Raw genomic sequence first — 21,241 nt, forward strand, 5'->3', positions numbered from 1 at the left:
AGACAGCAGTGCTGTCTAGTTACTGGGTTACTACTTATAAGTTCTTTAATTAATTGATTAGATAGATATTTAATTAAATTAAAAAACCTAAAGTCACGTTTTAGGGTTGTAATGATCCACAGGGACAATTTTTGAAACTGTCCCTCGGTAATTAGGGTAAAGGGTGGGTTAAGGTGCGATGAAAGTTATGTCAGCGCTCCACGAGTACCAGGACGTGTAAGCACCCAATGGTCTATCTCGTCCTCAAGCCATGCCACACTTTGTGCACCAAGCTTTCGAGGGACAGGAAACTCTGGGTCAAAACGTTTCGATTTGACATCAAGCTTTGCGTAAATGGTCGAGCGGCTAAGCTGACACTTGGCAATGACTTCCTTTAGTTTGAGCATCTTGATGCAGCGGTTATTTGTAGCTGGTTGTTGATATTGCATGAGTTTTTACTCCAGTTCGTCCAAAAATCGTTGAAACTAGATTTAACCGCCGGTAGAGTGGAATTAGAATAGAAACTTCATGGCGTTTTCATGAAATACAGAATTGAGCAGTACAAAAAGCTTTTTGATTTGATTATGCGTCTAGTTGTGGTTTATTCCGTTGAGAAAATTAGAATCAGAAATAGATTTGATGATGATGTATTCGACTGGTATCAACAGATAGACCATGAGATTTTAAATAGTGCCGAACGTCAGGTTTGGTTATGGTATGGTCAAAAGCTTGATCACCCCTTAGCAAATAGTGATCTAAGAGATAGAGTCGTTTATGAGTTGAGACGTTATTTTTGGAACTATTATCAATTTGGTTTTGAACCGAACAATACAGGACTTTTTAACCATTTAAGAATAGAAAAGCATGAGGTAGTCGCTTGGTTAAAAGACTGTATGTCTAGACGGAAGAGTCGAATTTTAGAAAGATCAGATAGATGTATTGAGTTTGAGAGAAAATATAATATTTGTAGTTTTTTATATGAAGATCAATTGGATGAGTTCTATTTTACCTATTTGAAAATTGAATCTGACATTGGTGGTTCAATGAGTGAAAAAGCACTCTTAGACAATATTATTAAGTTGATACGAATTATTCCTTATTACTCACCTTACGCTATTTCAGTCACAGAACTTGAAAGCTTCACTAGCGGTACAAATGAGAAACAACATTTTTCGGTTAATTATTCAAGGGAGTCGTTACCAGCAAATGGCGCTGTTAAGTTTCTTCCGCTGGATCGAGGGGTAATGAAGCTGATTGATGTGATGTTTCAGTTTATTTTTCAACATATCCATCATCAAATCAATCTTTACTATTTTGGTCTAGAGCATGATCCCTTGTTTCAGAATGAGCTCAGAGTGGCCAGTGAACAAGTGAGTGATGATGTTTATGAACTGGCCCAAACAGTTAAAATTTTAGAATCAATGTATGGTGCAATTTCGAAAAGCAAAAAAACGATTTATACGCCAGCAGAGAAGAAGGTTTCACTTAAAGTAACTCTGCATAACTTGGTCTTTTATAATTTTAAATACCGATTTCATAGAGACAAGAAGAAAAAAATAAATGAAGGTTTAACAAGAGCAGAGATGAAGGAACTTAATGTTAATTTCTTTGATTGGATTCCAGAGCAACTAAAAAAAAGAGGTGTAAGCTCTAGCTTACGGAGACTAGATCCAAAAGCTGATGAATGGAAAATAGTGGTAAGGGATAAAGAGCGAGAACGGTTACTTTTTAAAGGGTCGATGCTTCGGAAGAATTTTGCAAGTTTCATTAAAGAAATTAATGAATTGGAATAACTTTCACATGGGTTAAATATGCAAAAAATGGGTGGGTGCAATGTGCTTTTTTGCTTTATTTCCTCTGTGGTATACAGCGGAAAAAGATGTGTAATTCAAAACGCGATTACACATCTTATGTATTACTTTACTGAATGCGGTAAGCGTAAGTACCATTGGCAGTACTGATGCTGACCTCACGAATATATTCAGCCTTACAGCGTGGATAGGCGAGCGCAACTGAGCCATAACGCATGTTGCTATAGTCGTACATTCTGGTTATCCCACAATTACCACGATTGACTTGAATGCCTGTGATAGTGGTTGGAGCATCATTGAGTGAGATGACATCGATCTTATCGATATAACCATTCATAGTACCTTGTGATTCAGCTCGATAAACCTTGATGTCGAATTCTTCCTGTACAGGTCGATTTTCAGCAATTGGTTCAAGGGCAGGATCAGTATATTCTTGCTCACTGGTTTCTGCTTGAGGCACACTGACCTCTAACTCACTGAGATCAGTCTCAAGGATACGTTTGGTTTCTGGATCAACTTCTGTTTGTTCTTGTTGAGCTGATTTAGCTTGTTCCGCTTTATGGGATGGGCTACATCCACTTAGCAAGGACATTAACAAAGCTGAAAGTAAAAAGGGCTTCATGTTCGGCATGACAACCTCCTAAAATGTTCTCTGCTCTTTAATCCAAAGGAACTTTGATATTTTGCGCTGATCAAGAAGCTGGATCGAAGAGCAGAAGTTAAAGCGTAATGGGATTGACCTCTATCGAGCTGATTTATTCTCGAGATAGAGCAGAACCGCCATGCCTTGTGCATAGATACGCTCATCTGCTTTAGAGCTATCACCACCTTTGAAAAAAACTGCATCGCCTGCATTTGCTAGGGCAATGGCACGATTAGAATTCAGCGTGAAACCTTTCCAGAGGCCATAGCCATCTCCATCCTTGGCATAAGCTTTAACATTGATGCCATCAAGCTTGAAATTGTTAGGGATGGATTGCCAATCCTTTGCCAAGGCATAGAAGGCATTGCATTGAGTATTGCCTTTACAGCGTTGAGCTTGGGGTGCTGATTGAGAATTAGTGTAGATTTTGCTCATACTCCCCACATCCGCATGACTTAGTGTTGCACTGAGTAGACCGATGACGAGTGTCCCACCTTGTAAAAAACGATTGATATGCTTGTTCATAAACAAAGAATCCTGATTATTGTTGTTGAATCGGTTATTGCTTTATTACGGTTAATTGAACATTGAGATCGGCCAGACAATGGCTTTACCCAAGTTATAGGCATAACTACGATCTGCTGTGGCACTGCAACCTTTTAAGTAGGCTGAGAACAGCAGGGCAATCACGATATAAATCCCGATCAGATAATGTTTGATTTGCATGCTGTACTCCTAGCGTGACTGACAGGCTTGAGCAGCACGAAGCATTTGCTCAGTAAAGTCCCGTGGTAGATCGAGTTGGCTTACATTCTGTTGCCCAAGCTTTTCCATCACATCAGATGAATAATGTGCTTCCAACTTGTCATAGACACAGGAACAGGTGGAACGATCTGTACCACCAGATTGACAGCCAGCATTAAAGTCACGTTTGGATTTGCTTTCACAGCCCGCGATAGAGACAGCAGCCAGCAACATGAGACCCGTAAAGGGTAGATGATAAAAAAGAGACATGATGATTCTCGTCATTAAAGAGGATGATCGATGCCTGACATTAAAATAGGTATAACTACGGATTGACTGGTTTACTGCGGTGGTTGTTTATTCCAGCCCGCTAATGCCATCAATATATAGAACAAAATCACTAAGGCCACAAAACCCAGAAAAGCAGGGCCAAGCCAGATCACAACACCAATAATTAAAATCAGACGTGCAAAAATCTTCACAGCCGAAGCAAAGGAATGCTATTCGACTTGAATAGACGAGATGAGATTGGAATAAAGCTAAACGCTAAAAAAGAAACAGCCATGATTGACTCCTGTATGTATTGGGAGTTCTACCGCATCACTGTCAAATAATGGTGGCAGAACGAAAAGGGGTTGACAGACTGGACATACAGAACCAGCACGCGCGGACGCGTCCCCCTCCCGTTCTACCGCAAAGGGGGACGAGAAGGTTTTTACGCATACGGAGAATACTCAGAAGAATAAACCCTGATGCGCTGTATGAAACGGTCTGTCAAAACCGACTGACCATGAGGGTCAGCAAGCTCATCATAATCATAACGATTTAACAGGTCAATTCGATTTGTCCTGATGTTTTGTACAACTCAGTAAAAAATGAACAAGCATACGATTCCAAATTATTTCAAATACATATTACTGAAATGAAGTAACACCAAGCACTGACTTTACGGTCTTTGCAACGGTGTTTTAAACAGTCATTTCAAACATTGGAGAAACACCATGTCGTATCTGGATAACGAGGAAGAAATTTATAACCCACGCTTTCGTGAAGCCCTGCCTTTGCAACTGAGCCTTGCCAGTGCACCCACAACTCTGGCAGTGCTAGGCATGAGCTTAGCCAAGTCGATGGGATTCTCACCGCTGATTGGTGGAGTTGCCGGTGCTGCTTTGGGTGGTGTGATTTTAGTGCTGGCAGATCAAACCCGATCCAACATCAGCACAGCTAAATATTGAGTAAGCAATTAACAACAGCATTAAAGGACATATCTTATGGCACATTTAGTTGAAACAATGGCATTCACAGGACAAACCCCTTGGCATGGTTTAGGCAATCAACTGACACCAAACCAACCTTTAAAGGTGTGGGCACAGCAGGCAGGCATGGACTGGCAGATTGAAAGTTCAGATGTCAGTTATATGGCTCAGAACCATCGAGGGCAGAGCATCATTATGCCTTTTGAAGAACAGCGCGTTTTATACCGTTCCGATACCCATGCACCATTATCCGTAGTCAGTCAGCGCTTTCAGGAAGTACAGCCGACGGAAATTCTGGAGTTCTATCGAGACCTCACAGAACAATCAGGTTTTGAACTTGAAACCGCAGGGGTACTGAAAGGTGGTAAGAAATTCTGGGCATTGGCTAAAACAGGACAGACATCAGCACTCAAGGGTAAGGATGTTAGTAATGGCTATATTTTATTGGCAACTGCCTGCGATGGAACCTTGGCAACCACCGCACAGTTCACCAGCATTCGAGTGGTGTGCAATAACACCTTAGCTATTGCTTTACGTGGTCAGCAAGGGAGTGCAGGCGTAGTCAAAGTACCTCACAGCACTCGATTCGATGCTGAGAAAGTCAAACAACAACTTGGTATCTCAGTTCGTGCATGGGATGAACACATGTATGAAATGAAACAACTGAGTCAGCGTAAGGTGACTCAACAAGAAGCGGCGGCCTACTTTGATTCAGTATTTAACAATACCAATCTCAGCGTGGCAGAACAGGATGAAAGCATTATTCAGTTCTACCGAAATGCTGCGATGCCCAAGCAAACTCAGCCATCCAGATCAGACAATAAAACTGAACCGAATGGACGAGCCATGTCTAAAGTGATGACCATGTTTAACGGACATGGACGAGGGGCAGAACTCAGTTCAGCCAAAGATACAGCCTATGGTTTGCTTTGCTCAATCACCGAGTTCTGTGATCATGAACGCCGAGCAATGAGCACGGATCACCGACTCGATTCTGCTTGGTTCGGTGCAGGTGCAGGCTTAAAGCAACGTGGACTGGGACAAGCTTTACGCATGTTGGCTTAATTTCAAAGCATCTATTGATTAGCCTAAGCTGACTCATCGCAATACTGAAACGCTTAACCTAACAAATGACTTAACTATTTTATTCAAAAGCTGTGTCTACGGACACGGCTTTTTTTATGCCCAAAATTCAACAAATGATTTAATTTATCGAAGTACTTAATTGTATAAAAAGTTTGGATTTCATAAAATATTATAAAAAAGTTATGTTATCGATTTTATTTCACAATACCAAGCACTCAAACGAGTTGGTTCTTGTAAAGCAGCAGCCAGTGTTTGGTGTATTTCGTAGTGCGGTTGACTGACTGATAGATCTTCCTGCCAATCTTGAATGTATGACAAAATCTCGTCTTGGGTATGACCACTACCCGTTTTTTGAATTCGACGTTGTTCTCTACGAATCAAAATATCTTTATGTTTGGCATATTCAGCTTTAAATTCACATGTCCAGCGTTTGGACAGATTGAGTAATGCATCAAGTGTGATAGCTTTTGGTTTGTCTACAAGGGGAGTAGCAGAACATTTCACTGAGAGTTGATGTAATACATATTTCGGGCGTAAAATTCTGTTGCCTGGACGCAGATATGGGTGAAACCAATTATCAAAGCTGCCCGCAGAATGTACGGGCTTATCCGCCTTATTAGGAGCCTCATTGCATATACTGCATATCAATAGTAGGTTATTCGCGCATACGCTAAGTATTGGGAAGGTAGCCTTGTTGATCCAGTGATCAACATGTGGGGTGTCACCAAGTGGACCTCCACACAGTACACAAATTTCACGGGCATGAGCATTTTGATTTAGTCTGTGTATGTTGCGAAAAACTTTTACAAAGTGAGCATAATCTACACCATCTGCAGCTGTAGGAGTACCGTCGGGTAAATAGGGTAAGCCACTACGAAAAGCTTTTTCATAAAATGCATCCATGAGAACTTTAAAGGCATCCCAATTTGACTTGGTTGCAATTGGGCAATTTACTATCAAGACATCCTGTGTGGTCTGAAATAGAGCAGGAATATTTGAGACCGCCCGAATCCAATTGGCTAGGGCTTGCTTTTCTGAGAGTGGCATAGACGCTACAATTTCTGCACGACTCAATAATGATTTCTTATCATGAACGCGTTGAAGAAATTTCCATAACCAATCCGCCTCAATATTGCTGGCTAGAATAGGAGGCTGCAAACTTTGCTGATTGATGTGGGTTGCTATGGTTGTAGGATTACATAACCATAATGCAAAACGTTGAATCAAGTGCTGGCAGGCAACCAACGCTGGAGAACATGTAACGTTATTTATGGGTTTTAGCATCGCGATCTCGCCAAATATTGAGCAGAGTCCGTAATTCACTACGATAAAAACCAGATCCCATTCGGGCAATTAGTTTCTCAAGATCATTGATTTCTGCTGGTGAGCCAGTTGCTTGAAGTAGTTTACCCTCGATAAATTCTTGGGCGCGTTTGCCAATGCTATCATCAGCACCAAAAACTGTCATCATTAATGCGCTTGGATCGGTAGCAAACGTTGGCTCATCTACACTGCGTACGGTAGAGCCATCTAAATTTTTTTGTACCATCACAATTTCGTTGTTGAAGACATCAGAGAGCACAATGGCTGAGTGTGTTGAGATCAGTATATCATTGTTTGTATGGCCAATTGCATCATCGATAATATCTACGATTTCGCGCTTCCACTTGTCGTTGAAATGTGTTTCTGGTTCATCTAGTAATAGTAAAGCATCTTGTTGGCCTTGTAGCAAATGAAATAGCGCCATACGCCCCAGCACCATTTGTTCGCCATCTGAAAGTTCTTCATAGCGTAATACACCGATGTCATCTGAACTGATCTCATCGTTTTGATTTGGTGACACTGTGCGTCGTAGCCGTAAAAGTACATCGTCAAAAAGTCCCTTTTGACTAAGCTCTAGAAGGCTAGTAAATAGGTCAAAACTGCTTGCCTCCTCGGAGCCTCCTAGTAAAGTCAACAGAGCTTCACCTTGTGTGTGGCAGGATTGTAGTTCACTTTGTACAGCTGACATGAAACTCAAGCCTTGTGTATCAAATGAGCTTTTTAGATCAAACCACAGTATTCTACGTTGTTCGATGGGGTGGGGTTCAGAGATTACTTCACTCGCGCATAGTAACCAATCGTGAGCAGTTTTGCAGATTTGTTGATCCCATTGACTAGCTTGCAAACGTGTGCGGAATGCAACTGAAACTAAATGATGCCAGCCGCCTCGTTCCAGTAACTTTTGTAGAGGATTTTGATTATTGTCATATTCAGGTGAGTCTACTGTTTTAATGAAGACTTGAGGCAGAGTTACAGCCAATAGGGCGCATTTCAATAGTTTGCCATCAATTAGAATTAAGCGGCGGGACTGATCTGTCTCAGCATAGTTTGCATTTAGGATTTGTTGAATCGTGTTGTTACTATTCTGACGAGCTACTTGTAAGGCATTTTCCAAATCTACTGTCCAGCCAGCAGGACGTTCGTCGCTTTGGACATTATCCTTGCCGTCTAGTAAATTTTCCGCGTGCTGATTACGGTTCCAGATTGAACGCCAAGGTCTTAAATCGCCAGTTGTGTATGCTAGTACTGTTGATGGTAAAGCAATTTGTGGTGGAGAGCTGTCACGCAATGGCCAACTGCCTGGGGCAATCAGTGATGTAAATCCTGGTATCATAGGTTTTCCTGTGATGTCCAGGTGTTTGATGCAGTTATCGAAGACATCTCGATCGTCTTTGTCATCAAAGAAAAAACGCTCATGCAGCCATAGGCTGGCTTGTTGCCGATTGCCGGGGCAATGTAGCAGTAGCGTACGGTGGTTAGGTGAACCGCGCAGACCAAGTTCATACACCAAGCTGACAGGGAATGCTGGTACACGTAGGTCACCCAATGCTAAAAATACTTCGGCAACTGCGCGCAGAAGGTTGGATTTTCCGCTGCCATTCACACCGACGACAAAACGAATTGCACATTCACGTGCTAATGGTGAGCCACTGGCGAAGCACACCTTGATATCGGAGATAGGTGGATAATTCTGTAATTGAAGGTAACGAAGACGCATTAGATGACCTCCAGATCAATTTGCTGCCCGTCTATATTTAATTCACTGCTAAGATCATCTTTGAGCTTTTCAAGTGAAGCATAGTGTTTGCCCTGATCTACTAAATGGGTGAAATCATCTCCATTTTCGTCTTCGATTGAGATCACTTGGAACATCCCGCTTGCACCAGCATTTTCAGAAGTTTCGAAATCCAAGTGGACTTGAAAGTAGTAACTTCGTTGTTCAACACTAGACGACATTGCTTTGCGTAATGTCTGTATATCGACCAAGCGTGTGAACTCGTTTGTACGCAAGGGGCGAAAGGCCTTGAGGTAGTCGTATTCACCATTTTCCAAATCTTGTTTGGGTAATGTAATTTTGGCGATCAGGCCTAAGGCGGATAATTGGCTCAAAGAACGGCGAATACGATTGCCATGGGATTGACCAAAGACTTGCAATTGCTCCATCACGGTCGCATCGTTACAAAAGTGGGCAAAAACTTCTGGGTCCTCTACGACCAATGGCTGGCCTTTTTGTTGGCAGTATTCGTTGAAGGCTATCAGGAGCTGACGCTGGAATTCACTGAGCTCAGCAAGTAACCACTGCCGGCTAGGTAGCACAGAAAGATCAGTAGACTCAATGGTATTGACTTTGGAGGTATTTGTCAGAATAACCTTTGGTCCATATTCTCGAATCAAAGCATCACGGATTCTGCTCGCCTTAATAATTTCGCTCGTGTGCACTTTACGCCATTGCTTGGTCAATTCTCCCAGTAGAGCTTGCTGGTTAATAATCTCTTGCAATTCTGAATACATCTCGATTTTGCCTAACATCTGTGTCCGCAGTGCTTCAATTTCACGTACCAATTTTGCGAACTTATTTTGCAATGACAGAGGTGGCAGTGGAACAGTGATTCGTCCTAAGTCTGTTGGGCTGACATTTGCCATACTAACGGCCTGCTTAGCAGAATTGAGAAGACGATATTTTCCATAAGCACTGTTTAATGTGGCCCATAAAAACTCAGGCAACATTTCAGACTTTAAGCGAAGGCGTACGAGATAAGATGCAAAGCTAAATGTGCCCTTAACGGGACGCCAGATCGCGCATTTACCAACTAATTCCTTTGAGTTCGTCCGATTAAACAGTAGATCGCCATCACACAACACGGTAGATTCGATGTCTTTTTTCGACAGATAGGCGTATTTCAGATCTGTTAAATCTAACCAACCGCTAGTTGTTATAGAGTTCATTCGTAATACAGCATGCGTTCCAGTCTCTGCCATGGCTTCAGATAAACCATATTGTGAGTCCGCTACGTAGTCACTAATGCGAACAGGATTAATCAAGCCATCAGCGGTGAACCAATCGCTAAAGTGTTCCCAATAAGCAGTTCGAACTATGTGGTCCATTTGATCATTGATGGAGTTCTTTGCCTTAGTGACTGCTTCAACTTGCCTCAATACATCAACGATGCGCTGTTGTTCTGGGAGTGTGGGAAGTGGAACCTGTACAAGTGAGAGTTCTTTTCGATTTAAACCAGGAACAGCAACAGAGATGGATAGCCTAGAAAGATCAATTGAATGAAGATAGGCAGCTAAGTACTCGATATTAATCGATTCATTTAGTTGATCGAGATAATAGGCTGTATCGATGCACCAAAAGGGCCCCTGTGTAAGAAAAATTGAACCAACAGAGCCTTTTCTACCGATAACAATACTTTTTTCAGAGTGCAACGGTTTATCGTGAGAACCTACAACGCCACCCGAACCATAAACAGGCACTACACCACCAACTGCTCGAGATGCAGAAGGTAAGGCGCTACCATATTTAATTTCAGCTAGCGCACCTAGTGGAATAGTACGCCAAGTTGAGTCTAAAGGTGGCAATACAAAACGCGTCATTCTCGTCCCTCTACCATTGCCAACAATTTATCTAGACCTTTGATGATTTCTTGCTCTGTAGTTTTAAGTGTGTTGATCAACTCAGCCACACTTTTTTCACTTTTGAGTTGGGTGAAGTCGAATGGTTTGTACTGTCCAGCGGACAGATTCCAGTCGCGGGCTTCAATACAGTCAGGATCAAGTAAGCCATCCTGGAGTACGCTTTTGTCATCATAGAGGTTATTAGCCAGCATCTCCTCTATATAAGCTGGATGTGCCAAGCCATTTGCATCGTGTGAGCCGATGACTTTGCCATCATGACTTTGCCATTCATTGTTACGTACCCAAGCGCGTACCGGCACGACCCAGTGTTTGGCGACTTTAAGCTGGGTAGTCTGATCAATGGCTAAGCTGCGTAAAGTGACATCAAAACCGTCGAGCTTAGCAACTTCACGGGCAGTCTCAGCCATTTTTTGCTCGACATCGTGAAATGTCATGGCTTTGGGGCGTTGATTACCTCTTAATATGCCAAGTATATATGTATTGGCTTGGACCTCTACTATTGCTGTTTTCACCAAGTCTCTCCAGATGGGCAGCGCAGGTGAATCATCTTTTTCGAAAAAGGCTTCTTTCTCTTTGGCTTGTTTTTTGAATAGGGCCTCAGTTGACTTAGCTATTTTTTTCCAAGTATCAATCAGTTCAGAATCATTGGCGGTTCCTGCAAGTCGTGAGCTAAGCGTTGAATCCCAAGCCTTTTGTGCTGCAGGGATCAATACTTGAATAGCTAGTTCAGTCAACATGCTGGCAGCTACAGAACGGATTTTTTCTTCTGCTTTTTTGGGGTCTGCCGGAAGCTCTGGGAATAACTCATGTATTCCCCATATGCGGCCATCCCACATGCTAGTGTCAGGTAACGAGGCGAAAGCCTCACCTGCGGGAGTGAGTTTGTCTGTTATGTCTCGTAGTAGGGCTTGACGCCAGCGTTCAGTATGGAAGCTGGGTTGCAACAATGTTTTTTCGTGACGTTGAGCACCCTTTCGTCCATATTTGATCCACTCATCGAATTTAACGAGTGCATCCCATAGGTCGTTTTGTTGACCGGGACGAGGATTACGCTTAGCATCTATTGAGTATCCATCTTCTTCTATTTCATAAAACCAAACGTATTCAGTCAGTGGTGCTGTGTTGTTGGGTAGGCTTTGTTTATTATCGCGGCGGGTGATCTTTCTAAATATCAGGATGGAGGTCTTGACGCCTGTGTAGGGTTGAAAGACGCCACTAGGAAGGGAGATAACACCTTCAACGACATGCTCGACCAGTAATTCTCGGCGCAAACGTACGTGAGCTTCGGTGTTGCCGAACAAAACACCCTCGGGAATGATCACAGCACAGCGTCCGCCAACATCAAGTAAATCAAGCATCAGCCAAAGAAAGAGTAGTTCACTTTTGTTGGTGATTGAATCATCTTTTTTCTTGCCACTACCTCCAATTCGCGGGAACAGTATTGTGTCAGGCTCCAGATCACTGCTGTCGACTGTTCCTGTAAATGGAGGGTTAGCCAGTACAAATTGGTAGCTGCTTGGTTCCAGTATTTCTTTAAGCTTGGCCTTTCCTTCGCGTTTGCTGAGGGAATCTCCTTGCAATAAATGCGGATCAGTTACATCGTGGAGTACTAAATTCATCCAGCCGATGCGTGCCATGGTACGGTCATTATCGAGACCGACGAAATTAGTACCGTTATAGATAGCTGTATATTGTTCTGGGGTAGCCGCAGCGCCATCAGTGCGATGAGGGGTACCATCCCATTCCAATACGAGGTTTTCTTGAGCTGAATATTTGCGCATCAAATGTTGCTGAGTGCTAAACAGAAAACCACCGGTGCCAGCAGCAGGGTCAATGACCCGTTGACCAGGTTCAGGTGAAAGTAGCTCTACCATAAAGCGGATCAGATGACGTGGGGTGCGGAACTGGCCGTTCTTACCTGCTGTAGCGACTTCACTGAGTAGATACTCGAAAGTGTCACCCATAATGTCTTGAGCTGCTGAGCCTTCACCTGCACGGGCGAATAGTTGGTCGATGGCGTCGATAGCATCTGACAGTACTTTGCCTTTGTTGGGGTCGAGTTGAAAGTATGCATCAGCCATCCGATTATTGAGGCTGGCTAGTTCTGTATTATCCCCATTGATGTCATTAAAATGTTTTTCAAGGTCTCGCAACCAAGGAAAAACTATGTCAATTAAATGTTTAGGATTAGTCTTCTCTTGGCGAATGTAGCTCCACTTGCAGGACTCAAAACCAGTATAAATGGATGGAAAACCACGTTGTTGGCGCTTTATGTCAATGTCTTCAAGGCGTTTAAGAAATAACAGATAGGTAATTTGCTCGACTGCAACCAAAGGGTTGGTGAGGCCAGCAGCCCAAAATCGATTCCAGAGTTCGTCGACTTTTTTCTTGATATGAGGTGCAAGCATTCGATGGTGTCCTTGATAGTTCAGGCAGCCCCATCCAACAATTGGTTGGTGAGGGTAATTAATTCATTGATTTCCTGCTGTGGGAACAGCGTTTCTACACGACCTACGCGTGAAAGTGGCGGTTGGCTGAGTGAGGCGCGAGTGATCCGTCCATGGCGCACTAGGGCAACTTTTACGGCTCGCAGAAAGTTTAGTTGGTTTGCACGTAAATAGCCGTGCGTTGCAATAAACGCATCAAATGCAGCATTGATGCGCTGCTCACGATTTGGCAAATGTGAACTTTCACAAAGTATATGACGCATAAAATCAACTAATGATGCAGTTGGGGCATCAAAAGCTTTGCGCAATGTATCTTCTGTAATGAACAGATCAGTCTGATTTAATATAACGCTAATTCTTTCCAGTTCGTCGTCGTCTAAGGGTTCGCCTTGTTTGAGCTTTGCTATTTCAGGTGAGTGCTCAGACAGCCGGCGTACTAGTCCCTCCACTTGTTCACGATAACTTTCTGCGAAAGCACCTTCACCAGTGGGGCCATAGATTATCCAACTGCGCAGGGTAATATGGTCCGGCAGGTTGATTTCGATAGTATGGCTAGGTTGTTTGATACGATAACACATCAATGGAGCAAATATAGATTGTAATGTATCCAGTCGATTTATATCTATGTGTTGCCAGAAGCTATGCGATTGTACCCATGCACGGTTTTCTGCCACGCTACGAACTTCAGGTAAACTATCAGTCAAACTTGAAATAGACTCTTGAATACGTTGATAAATTTTGGATTTCTCACTAGCATTTTCTTTTAGCCATGCGATGGCAAAGCACTCACACCAGATGCGGAATTGTAATTCATCAAGACCAGTCAATGGAGTAAGTCGCATAAGGGGGGCGATAGTTTGTAAAAGGTTTTGAATTGTGCTGGGGCTTAGGGAGGACCAATCTGCAACTAAACTGTCGAGCTCATCCAAATGAGGTCTCACGTTGACGCTTTGTCGTGGCAAGGCTTTTAACATAGCCAGTAAATCAGCAACAGTTGATCGCGTATCTTGGTGTTGAGCTTGTAGCAGTTGCCATTTTTCCAGTCGTAAGCGGAACAAGCGTACTGGTAGCGGTTCCGTGGGGTGGTCAACCTCGCCATCGGGTTTGAGCTTGAAATAGGTAAAGTTTTTCCAATAGTCGATGATTAGAAAATCTTTTTTGATCTCGCCAGTAGCCTTGTTGCTATATAGTCGTGTACCACGTCCGATCATTTGCCAGAACTTAACCTTACTGAATATTGGTTTGGCAAAGACTAGGTTCTGAATAGCGGGTATATCTACGCCAGTGTCGAGCATATCCACTGAGATTGCTATACGTGGCATGGTGTGGTACTTAAAGTTATCTAGAGTGGCATCGGCACGTTCCATGTGGCTGTCAATGATTTCAGCCATACCTTGGTTTTGTAATTCTGGGTAAAGACGATTGAAACTTTCATAGAGCCGCTCGGCATGAGCATGGCTGATAGCGAAGATGATGGATTTATGTGGAAGGCCACGTACGTCTTTGCGACATTTATCCATGAATTCGCGAACCATTGTGTTATTGGTGCCTTGGTTGGTAATTTTTTTTTCGATATCGTTGCCATCAAATTTGAGTTCATCGAGATCTACACCTTGATAAAGTGCCATTTGCTTTAGAGGCTCGGGCAATACTTCAGCTTGAATTCCCTTAACCTGGAAGTTGGTTTGCGTGTCAAGTACACGATAATTCACAAGGTTCTGGTCAGCGATGGCTTGTTCATAGCTGTAGTAGTAGGTAGGGACTCCATTGCTGCAGTTAAAAAGCTCAAATGTGTTGTGATCAATATAATCAGTGGGAGTAGCAGTCAGGCCAAGCTGAATAGCGTCAAAATGATCAAAAATAGTCTTGTAGCGCTGGTAGATAGATCGGTGGCTTTCATCAGCTATTATTAAATCATAGTAACCCACCGATAGCCGCGTAAAGATATTCATCATGCTGGGATAGGTGGAAAATTGTATACGTGCATTGGAAGTTTCGCCAGCCTCAAGGCGGGCTAAACTTTCATTGGGTAAGTAGGATTTGAACTCCGCCATAGCTTGGCGCACCAACTCTCGACGATCGGCTAAAAATAGCACCCGCTGCACACGTTTTGATCTTAGTAATATATCAATGAGGGCGATAGTCGTTCGAGTCTTACCCGTACCTGTAGCCATCACTAGTAAAAATTTGCGTTTGGCATTATCTATACCTTCAGTGATGCGTCGGATAGCTTCATTTTGATAGTCTCGGCCTGCAATAGTAGCGTTGATGTTTACACTTCTTAACGGTTGACCAAACTGCCGTTGATGGTGCAGTCGCTCCAAGTCGTCTCGTGTGTAGAACCCTGAAATTTTTCGTGGAGCATATCGTTCGCGATCCCAAAATTGAATTTCTTTACCGTTAGTGAGAAAAATGAAAGGATCATTACCGAATTTGGCCTTTATTACGTTTGCGTAATCAGCTGCTTGATTCTTTCCAGCAAGCTCATCCCAAGATGAACGCTTAGCTTCAACAATGGCAATCGGGTGACTATCTGAACCAAGAAGGGCATAGTCAGTAAATTGTTTGCAGCTATAATTTTCGATAGGCTTAATTGTCTTGATCAAAAACTCTTGAATTAACATCTTCCTGCTGTGAGACCAGCCAGCTCGAGCAAGCTGAGAGTCTATGATCTGTGCTCTTGTTTCGGTTTGAATAGGTTCAGTCATTTATGGGGCTATCCATGATTCCTTCGCACATAAGGCAATAATAGTTCATCAATTAGGTTATGTTAATAAGCTATTATTTATAAAAATTGATTTATTTTACTGTCTGGTTGCATAATCACCACACTTTATACTCCAAAAAATCAATGAACTAAATCTTAATTCAAGATGATCTATATGAAGAATATTATATTCAGACATTCAATAGGAAGGCAGTTTATTGATATTAAGAGTATTGGTTCTTCTTACTAAAAGTTCTCTTCATGACAAAACTTAGCCCAATTAGCCATTAATCCTTTACGTTTTTCAAGATATGCTCCACGTAAATAAGCAGCTTCTACTTCATCTGGTAATTTATGGGCAAGGACATGCTCACAGACCTCACGCGGATAATCTGTTTTATCTGCCGACCAATCACGGAAAGTAGAGCGAAAGCCATGAGTGGTGATAACACGATTCTGTTTATGATCAATATAACCTAAGCTATTTTCTTTCAGCTTCTGTTCATGCATACGTTTGATCAGAGTTGTCAATGACATGTTAGAAAGCATACCACCGCGTGGAGCAGGGAAGATGAAATCTTGTAGCTGCGTAAATGGTTTAATTAACTCTAGTAATGCAATTGCTTCTTGAGATAAAGGTACGCGATGCTCTTTATCTGCTTTCATTCGTTCTTTCGGAATAGTCCAAACTTTAGCTTTGAAGTCAATTTCTTGCCAAGTCGCTCCAAACACTTCACCAGACCGACAAGCGGTTAAAATTGCAAATTCCAGAGCCTTAGGGGAAATTCCTTTTTTCCGTCTCAAGTGCTGGATAAACTCAAATACATGTTCATAAGGCAAGGATGGGTGAGGGCGTGATTCCTGCTTTAAATTCCCTAAGATTGGCTCCAGATTACCTTTCCATTCAGCAGGGTTATCACCCTCAAAATATCCCATCGCCTTGGCATAATTAAAAATGGTTTCTATACGACCGCGAATACGTTTGGCTGTTTCATTTTTTTCAATCCAAATGGGTTTAAGAGCTTCTGCAATGTCGATTTTGGTAATGGTACCAATGATAAGATTACCCAGCGTTGGATAGATATAAGTTTCCAACGTTGATGACCATTGACCAATATGTTTTTCATTTTTGAGTTCACGGGTTTTATTTGCTATAACAACTTTTGCACACTCAATGAATGTTATGTCACGTAGTTTCTGGATATGTAACTTTTCTAGTTGTTCTTGTTTATGAGCAATTGGATCAATGCCACTTCGTATTTGTAATCTTAATTCAGTTGCTTTGGCACGGGCTTCAGCTAAAGAAATTTCAGGGTAGGGACCGATTCCAATATCACGGCGATGTGGTTTTAGCTTCCCATCTTTATCTAACCGTTTACCAACAACAGCACGTAAAATCCAGACACGGGAATTTCCTTCGACATTCAGGCATAGACCATCAACGCCTCCTACAGAGTGTCGACCTGTTGTTTTAATCTTTGCTACACTGAGTGCAGACAGTTCCTTTGATTTTTTTGGCACGTTCTTTTTTTACCCCTCAACCTACCCCTCATAAAATACTGGAATTAGTAGGATTAGACAAGACGTGTTAGGATGGTTAAGTTATTAAGTAATTGTAAAATATGTATTTGTAATATTATTTTGGATTCCTTGGGAAATATGTTAGACGGACACCGCTTCCGCCAAATATCTAGATAAGCCCTTGTTTTTACAAGGGCTTATTTTTTTGTCTGAAAAAATTCTTCAATGTGATTCTTTTTAAATATCTCATAGCCTGAGCATAACAAAAAAATGAATTCCAGTTCGTGTTCAAATCGCTGTTCAGAGATATGTGTAATCCTGAAGATGTGCTGTTACAACATGTATAAATTGCTAGATTCTCCCATAAGATTGTTTCAGTATAGATTAAAGTCAAGGCATTCAAATTTATAGGACAATGATCATGGCACTAAGAAACCGTCGCTTTTTTAAATATCTTTCTGTTTTGGGTTTTGTAGCAAGCTCTGTCATTACAAGTGTGACGTTCGCCAGTTCGGAGCAGGCTTGGAAAAAGCATGATCAGGACATTAAATTGGCCTGTGTAAAAGCAAGCCAGCTTAAAAATGCCAAGCCAGCGAGTAATGTTATGTTGTTTGATGATCGCGTTGGATATTCTGCACTTTTGATCCAAGGTCAATATCCGCAAGCGCACATGAAAAATAAAACGGGCCAAGAGCTTTGTTTGTGGAATAAGACCACCAAGAAAGCCTATTTATCAGAAGCAGATATGAAATTACGTTGATGTGGTTATCAAATACCTAGTGCTCTAAAAATAATAGGTTGATGTCTTTTAGTAAAATAAAGTCATGCAATTTTAAGACTTTTAATCAACAGTTTATTTCTTTAATTTGAGTGTCACCGCTTCCGCTAACTGTCTAGCTAAATATTTGTTATTACATGGGATTGTTTTTATCTGAAATTTGTACTTCAACTTAACCCACATAAAAACTTGGATTGAATTACATGGGATAGGACTAGTAAAGAATAAAGAGGAAAAAGTTAATGGTCAGTTTGAAATTCTACTCTCAACCTGAAGTCACTTATCCATGAGATTGAGCTCGTGTCCGTTTATAGAAAAGCGGTTTGATATGCTTTAAATCATAGTCGGAATGATTCAGTAGCTTATATGAACCTTAAGGAAGATTCTGTTTCACTTTAGACGACTCGCGATGGCGATAGTCTCACATTATTTTTATGAGTAAGACTAAATCCTAAATCTAATGAAGATATTAACAATTGCTCACATTGCGCGGGCTGTGTTAAATTGCCATCGTTTCAATATTGAAAAGCCTATTTTGAGAGTTGCTCTAGTCTTTGCCCTCATGGCAATGTTCCTGCAATCCGTTGTATTTATACAACCACTTTTACCAGAACAATATCGTATTGCGCTGGTCTGTGTCACCATTTCTGATGCTTTTTCCAATACCATAAGTACTGCTCAACAACATAGTTCCCATCATTTATCTGATCACTCTCATCAGCACCATATGATGAAGGAAGATCAAAAAGTTCAGACTGTTCAAAGCACCCACCAGCATGAAGCTGGACATGAATGTCCATACTGTATGGTTTTTGCTAATTTAACTACAGGTCTGGACTTTAATCTTGATCAGGTACTTGACCGCCTTTTTGTGCGGATGTTGGCATTTGAATATCATTTTCAGCATATTTATTTTGCTTTACAACGTTTATATCTACTTCCACAGGGTAGAGCACCTCCTTTATTTGCCTAAATTCCAAAGTTTTTATATTTATGGACATTCCTGCAATGTCTTAGCGGAAATTTATGCTTTAAAGGAATTGAAATGTCTCAATTCAAGTTAAACCCATTCTTAAATGGGAGCAGTTTTATTGTCTCAAATTATGTCGTACCACAGATAAAATTTATAAATGCTAGCTTTGCTTATCATTTGAGTATTACGTTATTAGTCTATGGAGTATCTGGTTCAACTGCGTTTGCTGCAGATGATTTACAACAAGCCCCTCAATTTTCAACAAACATTGTTGCAGCAGAAAATGAATTGAGTGTAAATCCTAAAGTAGAGTTGTTACCCACCATAACGGTTACGGCTGAGAAACAAGATGAGAGGCATACTTCCTCTCAGGCGATTACACAATTTAATCATGACTTATTAGAAGTACCTTTTACCAAGTCTCATGTGTCGGGAGAGGATATTCAAAACCATAATGTTCAACGTATTAGTGATGCCTTGGCATTTGTAAATGGCGTGGTCTACCAAGACAGTTACGGTGGTGGGTTTTGGGATAATTATTCATTTCGAGGATTTAGTACTGACCCAAATATGGGAACGATCTATATGCGTAATGGTTTAAGTTCGGTGAGTGGAATCCATACTCCAAGAGACATGATAAGTATTCAAGCAATTGATTTCTTAAAAGGGCCAATGGCTGCGATGTATGGTCAGGGCGCAATTGGCGGTATTATGAATATCACCACTAAACAACCTGAATGGCAGTCTAAAAATACCTTAAGTTTAAGTGGCAGTACTTTAGATGAATATAGGTTTGCGCTTGATACAACCAATGCAATCAGTGATGATCTTGCCTATCGATTAGGTGCAGCTTATGAAAATAATAAGAGTTTTAGAGATCATGTAGATAACCAGCACTATTATCTTGCACCACAATTGGCTTGGAAAATTTCAGAACAAACTCAGTTGAATCTTGATACAGAGTTTGCTGAATATCAAGGTGTTTTTGATCGTGGTATTCCAATGGTTAATAATAAAATTAAGGTAAATAAAAAAACGTTCTTGGGAGAACCAAGTGATGGTGATATTAAAATTAAAGATCAGATGTACCAGTTACGTTTGAATCATGAGTTTGATGATAATTGGAATAATACGACTGCAATTACCTACAATCATGGGCAGCGTGAAGGTACATCGACTGAGATTGGTTCAATTGCAGAAGATGGTAGAACAGCAAATCGTTTCCGACGAGCTCGTCAATTTGAGACAGAAACAACACATTTTCAGTCAATTTTACGAGGTAAGTTTAGTACTGGCTCGCTTCAACATGAATTGGTAACCAATGTGGAAGCTGGGCATTATACGATTGATCAGACTCAGCTTCGGAATGCTGTCGGCACTAACAGCCCAATAGATATTTATGATCCGGTTTACGGTGAACATCTTTTGCCTTTGACCCGAATCACTAAAGACACTACGGAAACTCAGGATATGTTGGGACTGAACATTCAGGATCAGATTTTCTTGAATGATCAGTGGAATATATTATTGGGAGGTCGTTTTAATCGTTTAGAGCAGCGAATTGAAAACCATCAAACAGGAAAATCATCTCAACAGCTATTTATGCCATTCACGCCAAGAGCTGCTATTAATTTTAAAGCGACAGAAAAGCTGTCTTTTTACAGTAATTGGGGGAAGGGCTTTGAACTAAACACTGGGTTGAATAAGGACAATGACCTCTATGAACCTGAAAAGACAACGAGCTGGGAAGTTGGGACAAAATATCAATTTCTACCGCAGAGTTGGTTTGGATTAACTTTTTTTGATTTAGATAAGCGCCATTTGCTCACCGAAGGTATTACAGATAGTTATGTTGATAATGGTCATGTGCAAAGCAAAGGCGTTGAGCTTGAACTACAACATCAATTTAATGATAACCTGCGGGTGAATGCAAATTATACCTATACGGATGCTTCTGTCATTGAAAGTGAAGTAGATGAAACTGGATCCCGACTTAAAAATATTCCTAAACATACAGCAAATCTTAGTACTGATTATCAAATGAATGTTTTTGGACGTAAGGCTGGATTAGTTGGAAACATTAACTATTACGGACAACGTAGCGCGAACTATATTGATAATGGAACAACTTTACCTGAATTTACGGTAGTGAATATTGGTGGCTATTTACAGATCCGTCCTGATCTGCGAGCTCAACTCAATATCGATAATCTTTTCGATAAGGATTATTACGTTGCGAGCTATACAAATTTCTGGGTACAGCCTGGCGAACCATTGAAAGCGACCTTGCGCTTTGATTGGTCTTTCTGATTTTTATGCGAAATTAAACAGATT

Annotated in this window: 18 protein-coding genes; 6 read left to right on the top strand and 12 right to left on the bottom strand. The window is 41.4% G+C overall.

What is annotated here, in order from left to right; translation table 11 throughout:
* Window positions 1-185 precede the first annotated feature (185 nt).
* Window positions 186-386, bottom strand: coding sequence for an AlpA family phage regulatory protein (locus IEV36_RS10545; RefSeq protein ID WP_155757703.1), 201 nt, complete (start codon window positions 384-386; stop codon window positions 186-188).
* Between the two features lie 132 nt (window positions 387-518).
* On the opposite strand from IEV36_RS10545, the gene IEV36_RS10550 reads away from it, so the two are divergent.
* Window positions 519-1,772 carry a hypothetical protein gene (locus IEV36_RS10550; RefSeq protein ID WP_005258425.1) on the top strand — a complete coding sequence of 418 codons (1,254 nt, stop codon included), beginning with the start codon at window positions 519-521 and terminating at the stop codon, window positions 1,770-1,772.
* A 127-nt stretch (window positions 1,773-1,899) separates the two neighbouring features.
* On the opposite strand, the gene IEV36_RS10555 is transcribed toward IEV36_RS10550, so the two are convergent.
* The 5 genes from IEV36_RS10555 to IEV36_RS10575 form a co-directional block, all read right to left on the bottom strand.
* Window positions 1,900-2,421: a hypothetical protein gene (locus IEV36_RS10555; protein WP_005258423.1), complete on the bottom strand. Its 522-nt coding sequence runs from the start codon at window positions 2,419-2,421 to the stop codon at window positions 1,900-1,902.
* Window positions 2,422-2,532: 111 nt separating this feature from the next.
* Complete coding sequence (locus tag IEV36_RS10560; RefSeq protein ID WP_005258421.1) at window positions 2,533-2,958, bottom strand: hypothetical protein; 426 nt, start codon at window positions 2,956-2,958, stop codon at window positions 2,533-2,535.
* Window positions 2,959-3,009: 51 nt separating this feature from the next.
* Complete coding sequence (locus IEV36_RS10565) at window positions 3,010-3,159, bottom strand: hypothetical protein (protein ID WP_005258418.1); 150 nt, start codon at window positions 3,157-3,159, stop codon at window positions 3,010-3,012.
* Between the two features lie 9 nt (window positions 3,160-3,168).
* Complete coding sequence (locus IEV36_RS10570; RefSeq protein WP_005258417.1) at window positions 3,169-3,447, bottom strand: hypothetical protein; 279 nt, start codon at window positions 3,445-3,447, stop codon at window positions 3,169-3,171.
* 71 nt (window positions 3,448-3,518) lie between these two features.
* On the bottom strand, window positions 3,519-3,659 hold the full coding sequence (locus IEV36_RS10575) for a hypothetical protein (protein ID WP_167539955.1): 141 nt from the start codon (window positions 3,657-3,659) through the stop codon (window positions 3,519-3,521).
* A 519-nt stretch (window positions 3,660-4,178) separates the two neighbouring features.
* Between IEV36_RS10575 and IEV36_RS10580 the strand changes: the two genes are divergently transcribed.
* Complete coding sequence (locus tag IEV36_RS10580; RefSeq protein WP_005258414.1) at window positions 4,179-4,412, top strand: hypothetical protein; 234 nt, start codon at window positions 4,179-4,181, stop codon at window positions 4,410-4,412.
* A 36-nt stretch (window positions 4,413-4,448) separates the two neighbouring features.
* Window positions 4,449-5,498: a DUF932 domain-containing protein gene (locus IEV36_RS10585; RefSeq protein WP_005258412.1), complete on the top strand. Its 1,050-nt coding sequence runs from the start codon at window positions 4,449-4,451 to the stop codon at window positions 5,496-5,498.
* Window positions 5,499-5,699: 201 nt separating this feature from the next.
* On the opposite strand, the gene IEV36_RS10590 is transcribed toward IEV36_RS10585, so the two are convergent.
* From IEV36_RS10590 to IEV36_RS10615, 6 genes are all read right to left on the bottom strand, one after another.
* Complete coding sequence (locus tag IEV36_RS10590) at window positions 5,700-6,803, bottom strand: hypothetical protein (RefSeq protein WP_005258410.1); 1,104 nt, start codon at window positions 6,801-6,803, stop codon at window positions 5,700-5,702.
* The gene (locus tag IEV36_RS10595; RefSeq protein WP_005258408.1) at window positions 6,784-8,559 is read right to left on the bottom strand and encodes an AAA family ATPase; all 1,776 of its coding nucleotides are present in this window, start codon (window positions 8,557-8,559) and stop codon (window positions 6,784-6,786) included. The genes IEV36_RS10590 and IEV36_RS10595 overlap by 20 nt, the downstream gene beginning before the upstream one ends.
* Window positions 8,559-10,439: a restriction endonuclease subunit S gene (locus IEV36_RS10600; RefSeq protein ID WP_005258407.1), complete on the bottom strand. Its 1,881-nt coding sequence runs from the start codon at window positions 10,437-10,439 to the stop codon at window positions 8,559-8,561. Before IEV36_RS10600 ends, IEV36_RS10595 begins: the two co-directional genes overlap by 1 nt.
* Window positions 10,436-12,889 (bottom strand): type I restriction-modification system subunit M, encoded by a 2,454-nt coding sequence (locus IEV36_RS10605; protein ID WP_005258406.1) that lies wholly within the window; start codon window positions 12,887-12,889, stop codon window positions 10,436-10,438. The genes IEV36_RS10600 and IEV36_RS10605 overlap by 4 nt, the downstream gene beginning before the upstream one ends.
* 20 nt (window positions 12,890-12,909) lie before the next feature.
* Entirely contained in the window at window positions 12,910-15,636 is a 2,727-nt protein-coding gene (locus tag IEV36_RS10610) for a type I restriction endonuclease subunit R (protein ID WP_005258405.1), read from the bottom strand.
* A 245-nt stretch (window positions 15,637-15,881) separates the two neighbouring features.
* Window positions 15,882-17,156: a tyrosine-type recombinase/integrase gene (locus IEV36_RS10615; RefSeq protein WP_005258404.1), complete on the bottom strand. Its 1,275-nt coding sequence runs from the start codon at window positions 17,154-17,156 to the stop codon at window positions 15,882-15,884.
* 421 nt (window positions 17,157-17,577) lie between these two features.
* Here IEV36_RS10615 and IEV36_RS10620 point away from each other — a divergent pair, with 421 nt between their 5' ends.
* From IEV36_RS10620 to IEV36_RS10630, 3 genes are all read left to right on the top strand, one after another.
* Window positions 17,578-17,916, top strand: coding sequence for a hypothetical protein (locus IEV36_RS10620; protein WP_005258403.1), 339 nt, complete (start codon window positions 17,578-17,580; stop codon window positions 17,914-17,916).
* A gap of 580 nt (window positions 17,917-18,496) precedes the next feature.
* Entirely contained in the window at window positions 18,497-18,907 is a 411-nt protein-coding gene (locus tag IEV36_RS10625) for a DUF2946 family protein (protein ID WP_050560024.1), read from the top strand.
* 72 nt (window positions 18,908-18,979) lie between these two features.
* Window positions 18,980-21,217, top strand: a complete 2,238-nt coding sequence (locus IEV36_RS10630) for a TonB-dependent receptor (protein ID WP_005258401.1) — start codon at window positions 18,980-18,982, stop codon at window positions 21,215-21,217.
* Window positions 21,218-21,241 lie beyond the last annotated feature (24 nt).

It is taken from the genome of Acinetobacter vivianii (genome assembly GCF_014635885.1).
Classification (GTDB): domain Bacteria; phylum Pseudomonadota; class Gammaproteobacteria; order Pseudomonadales; family Moraxellaceae; genus Acinetobacter; species Acinetobacter vivianii.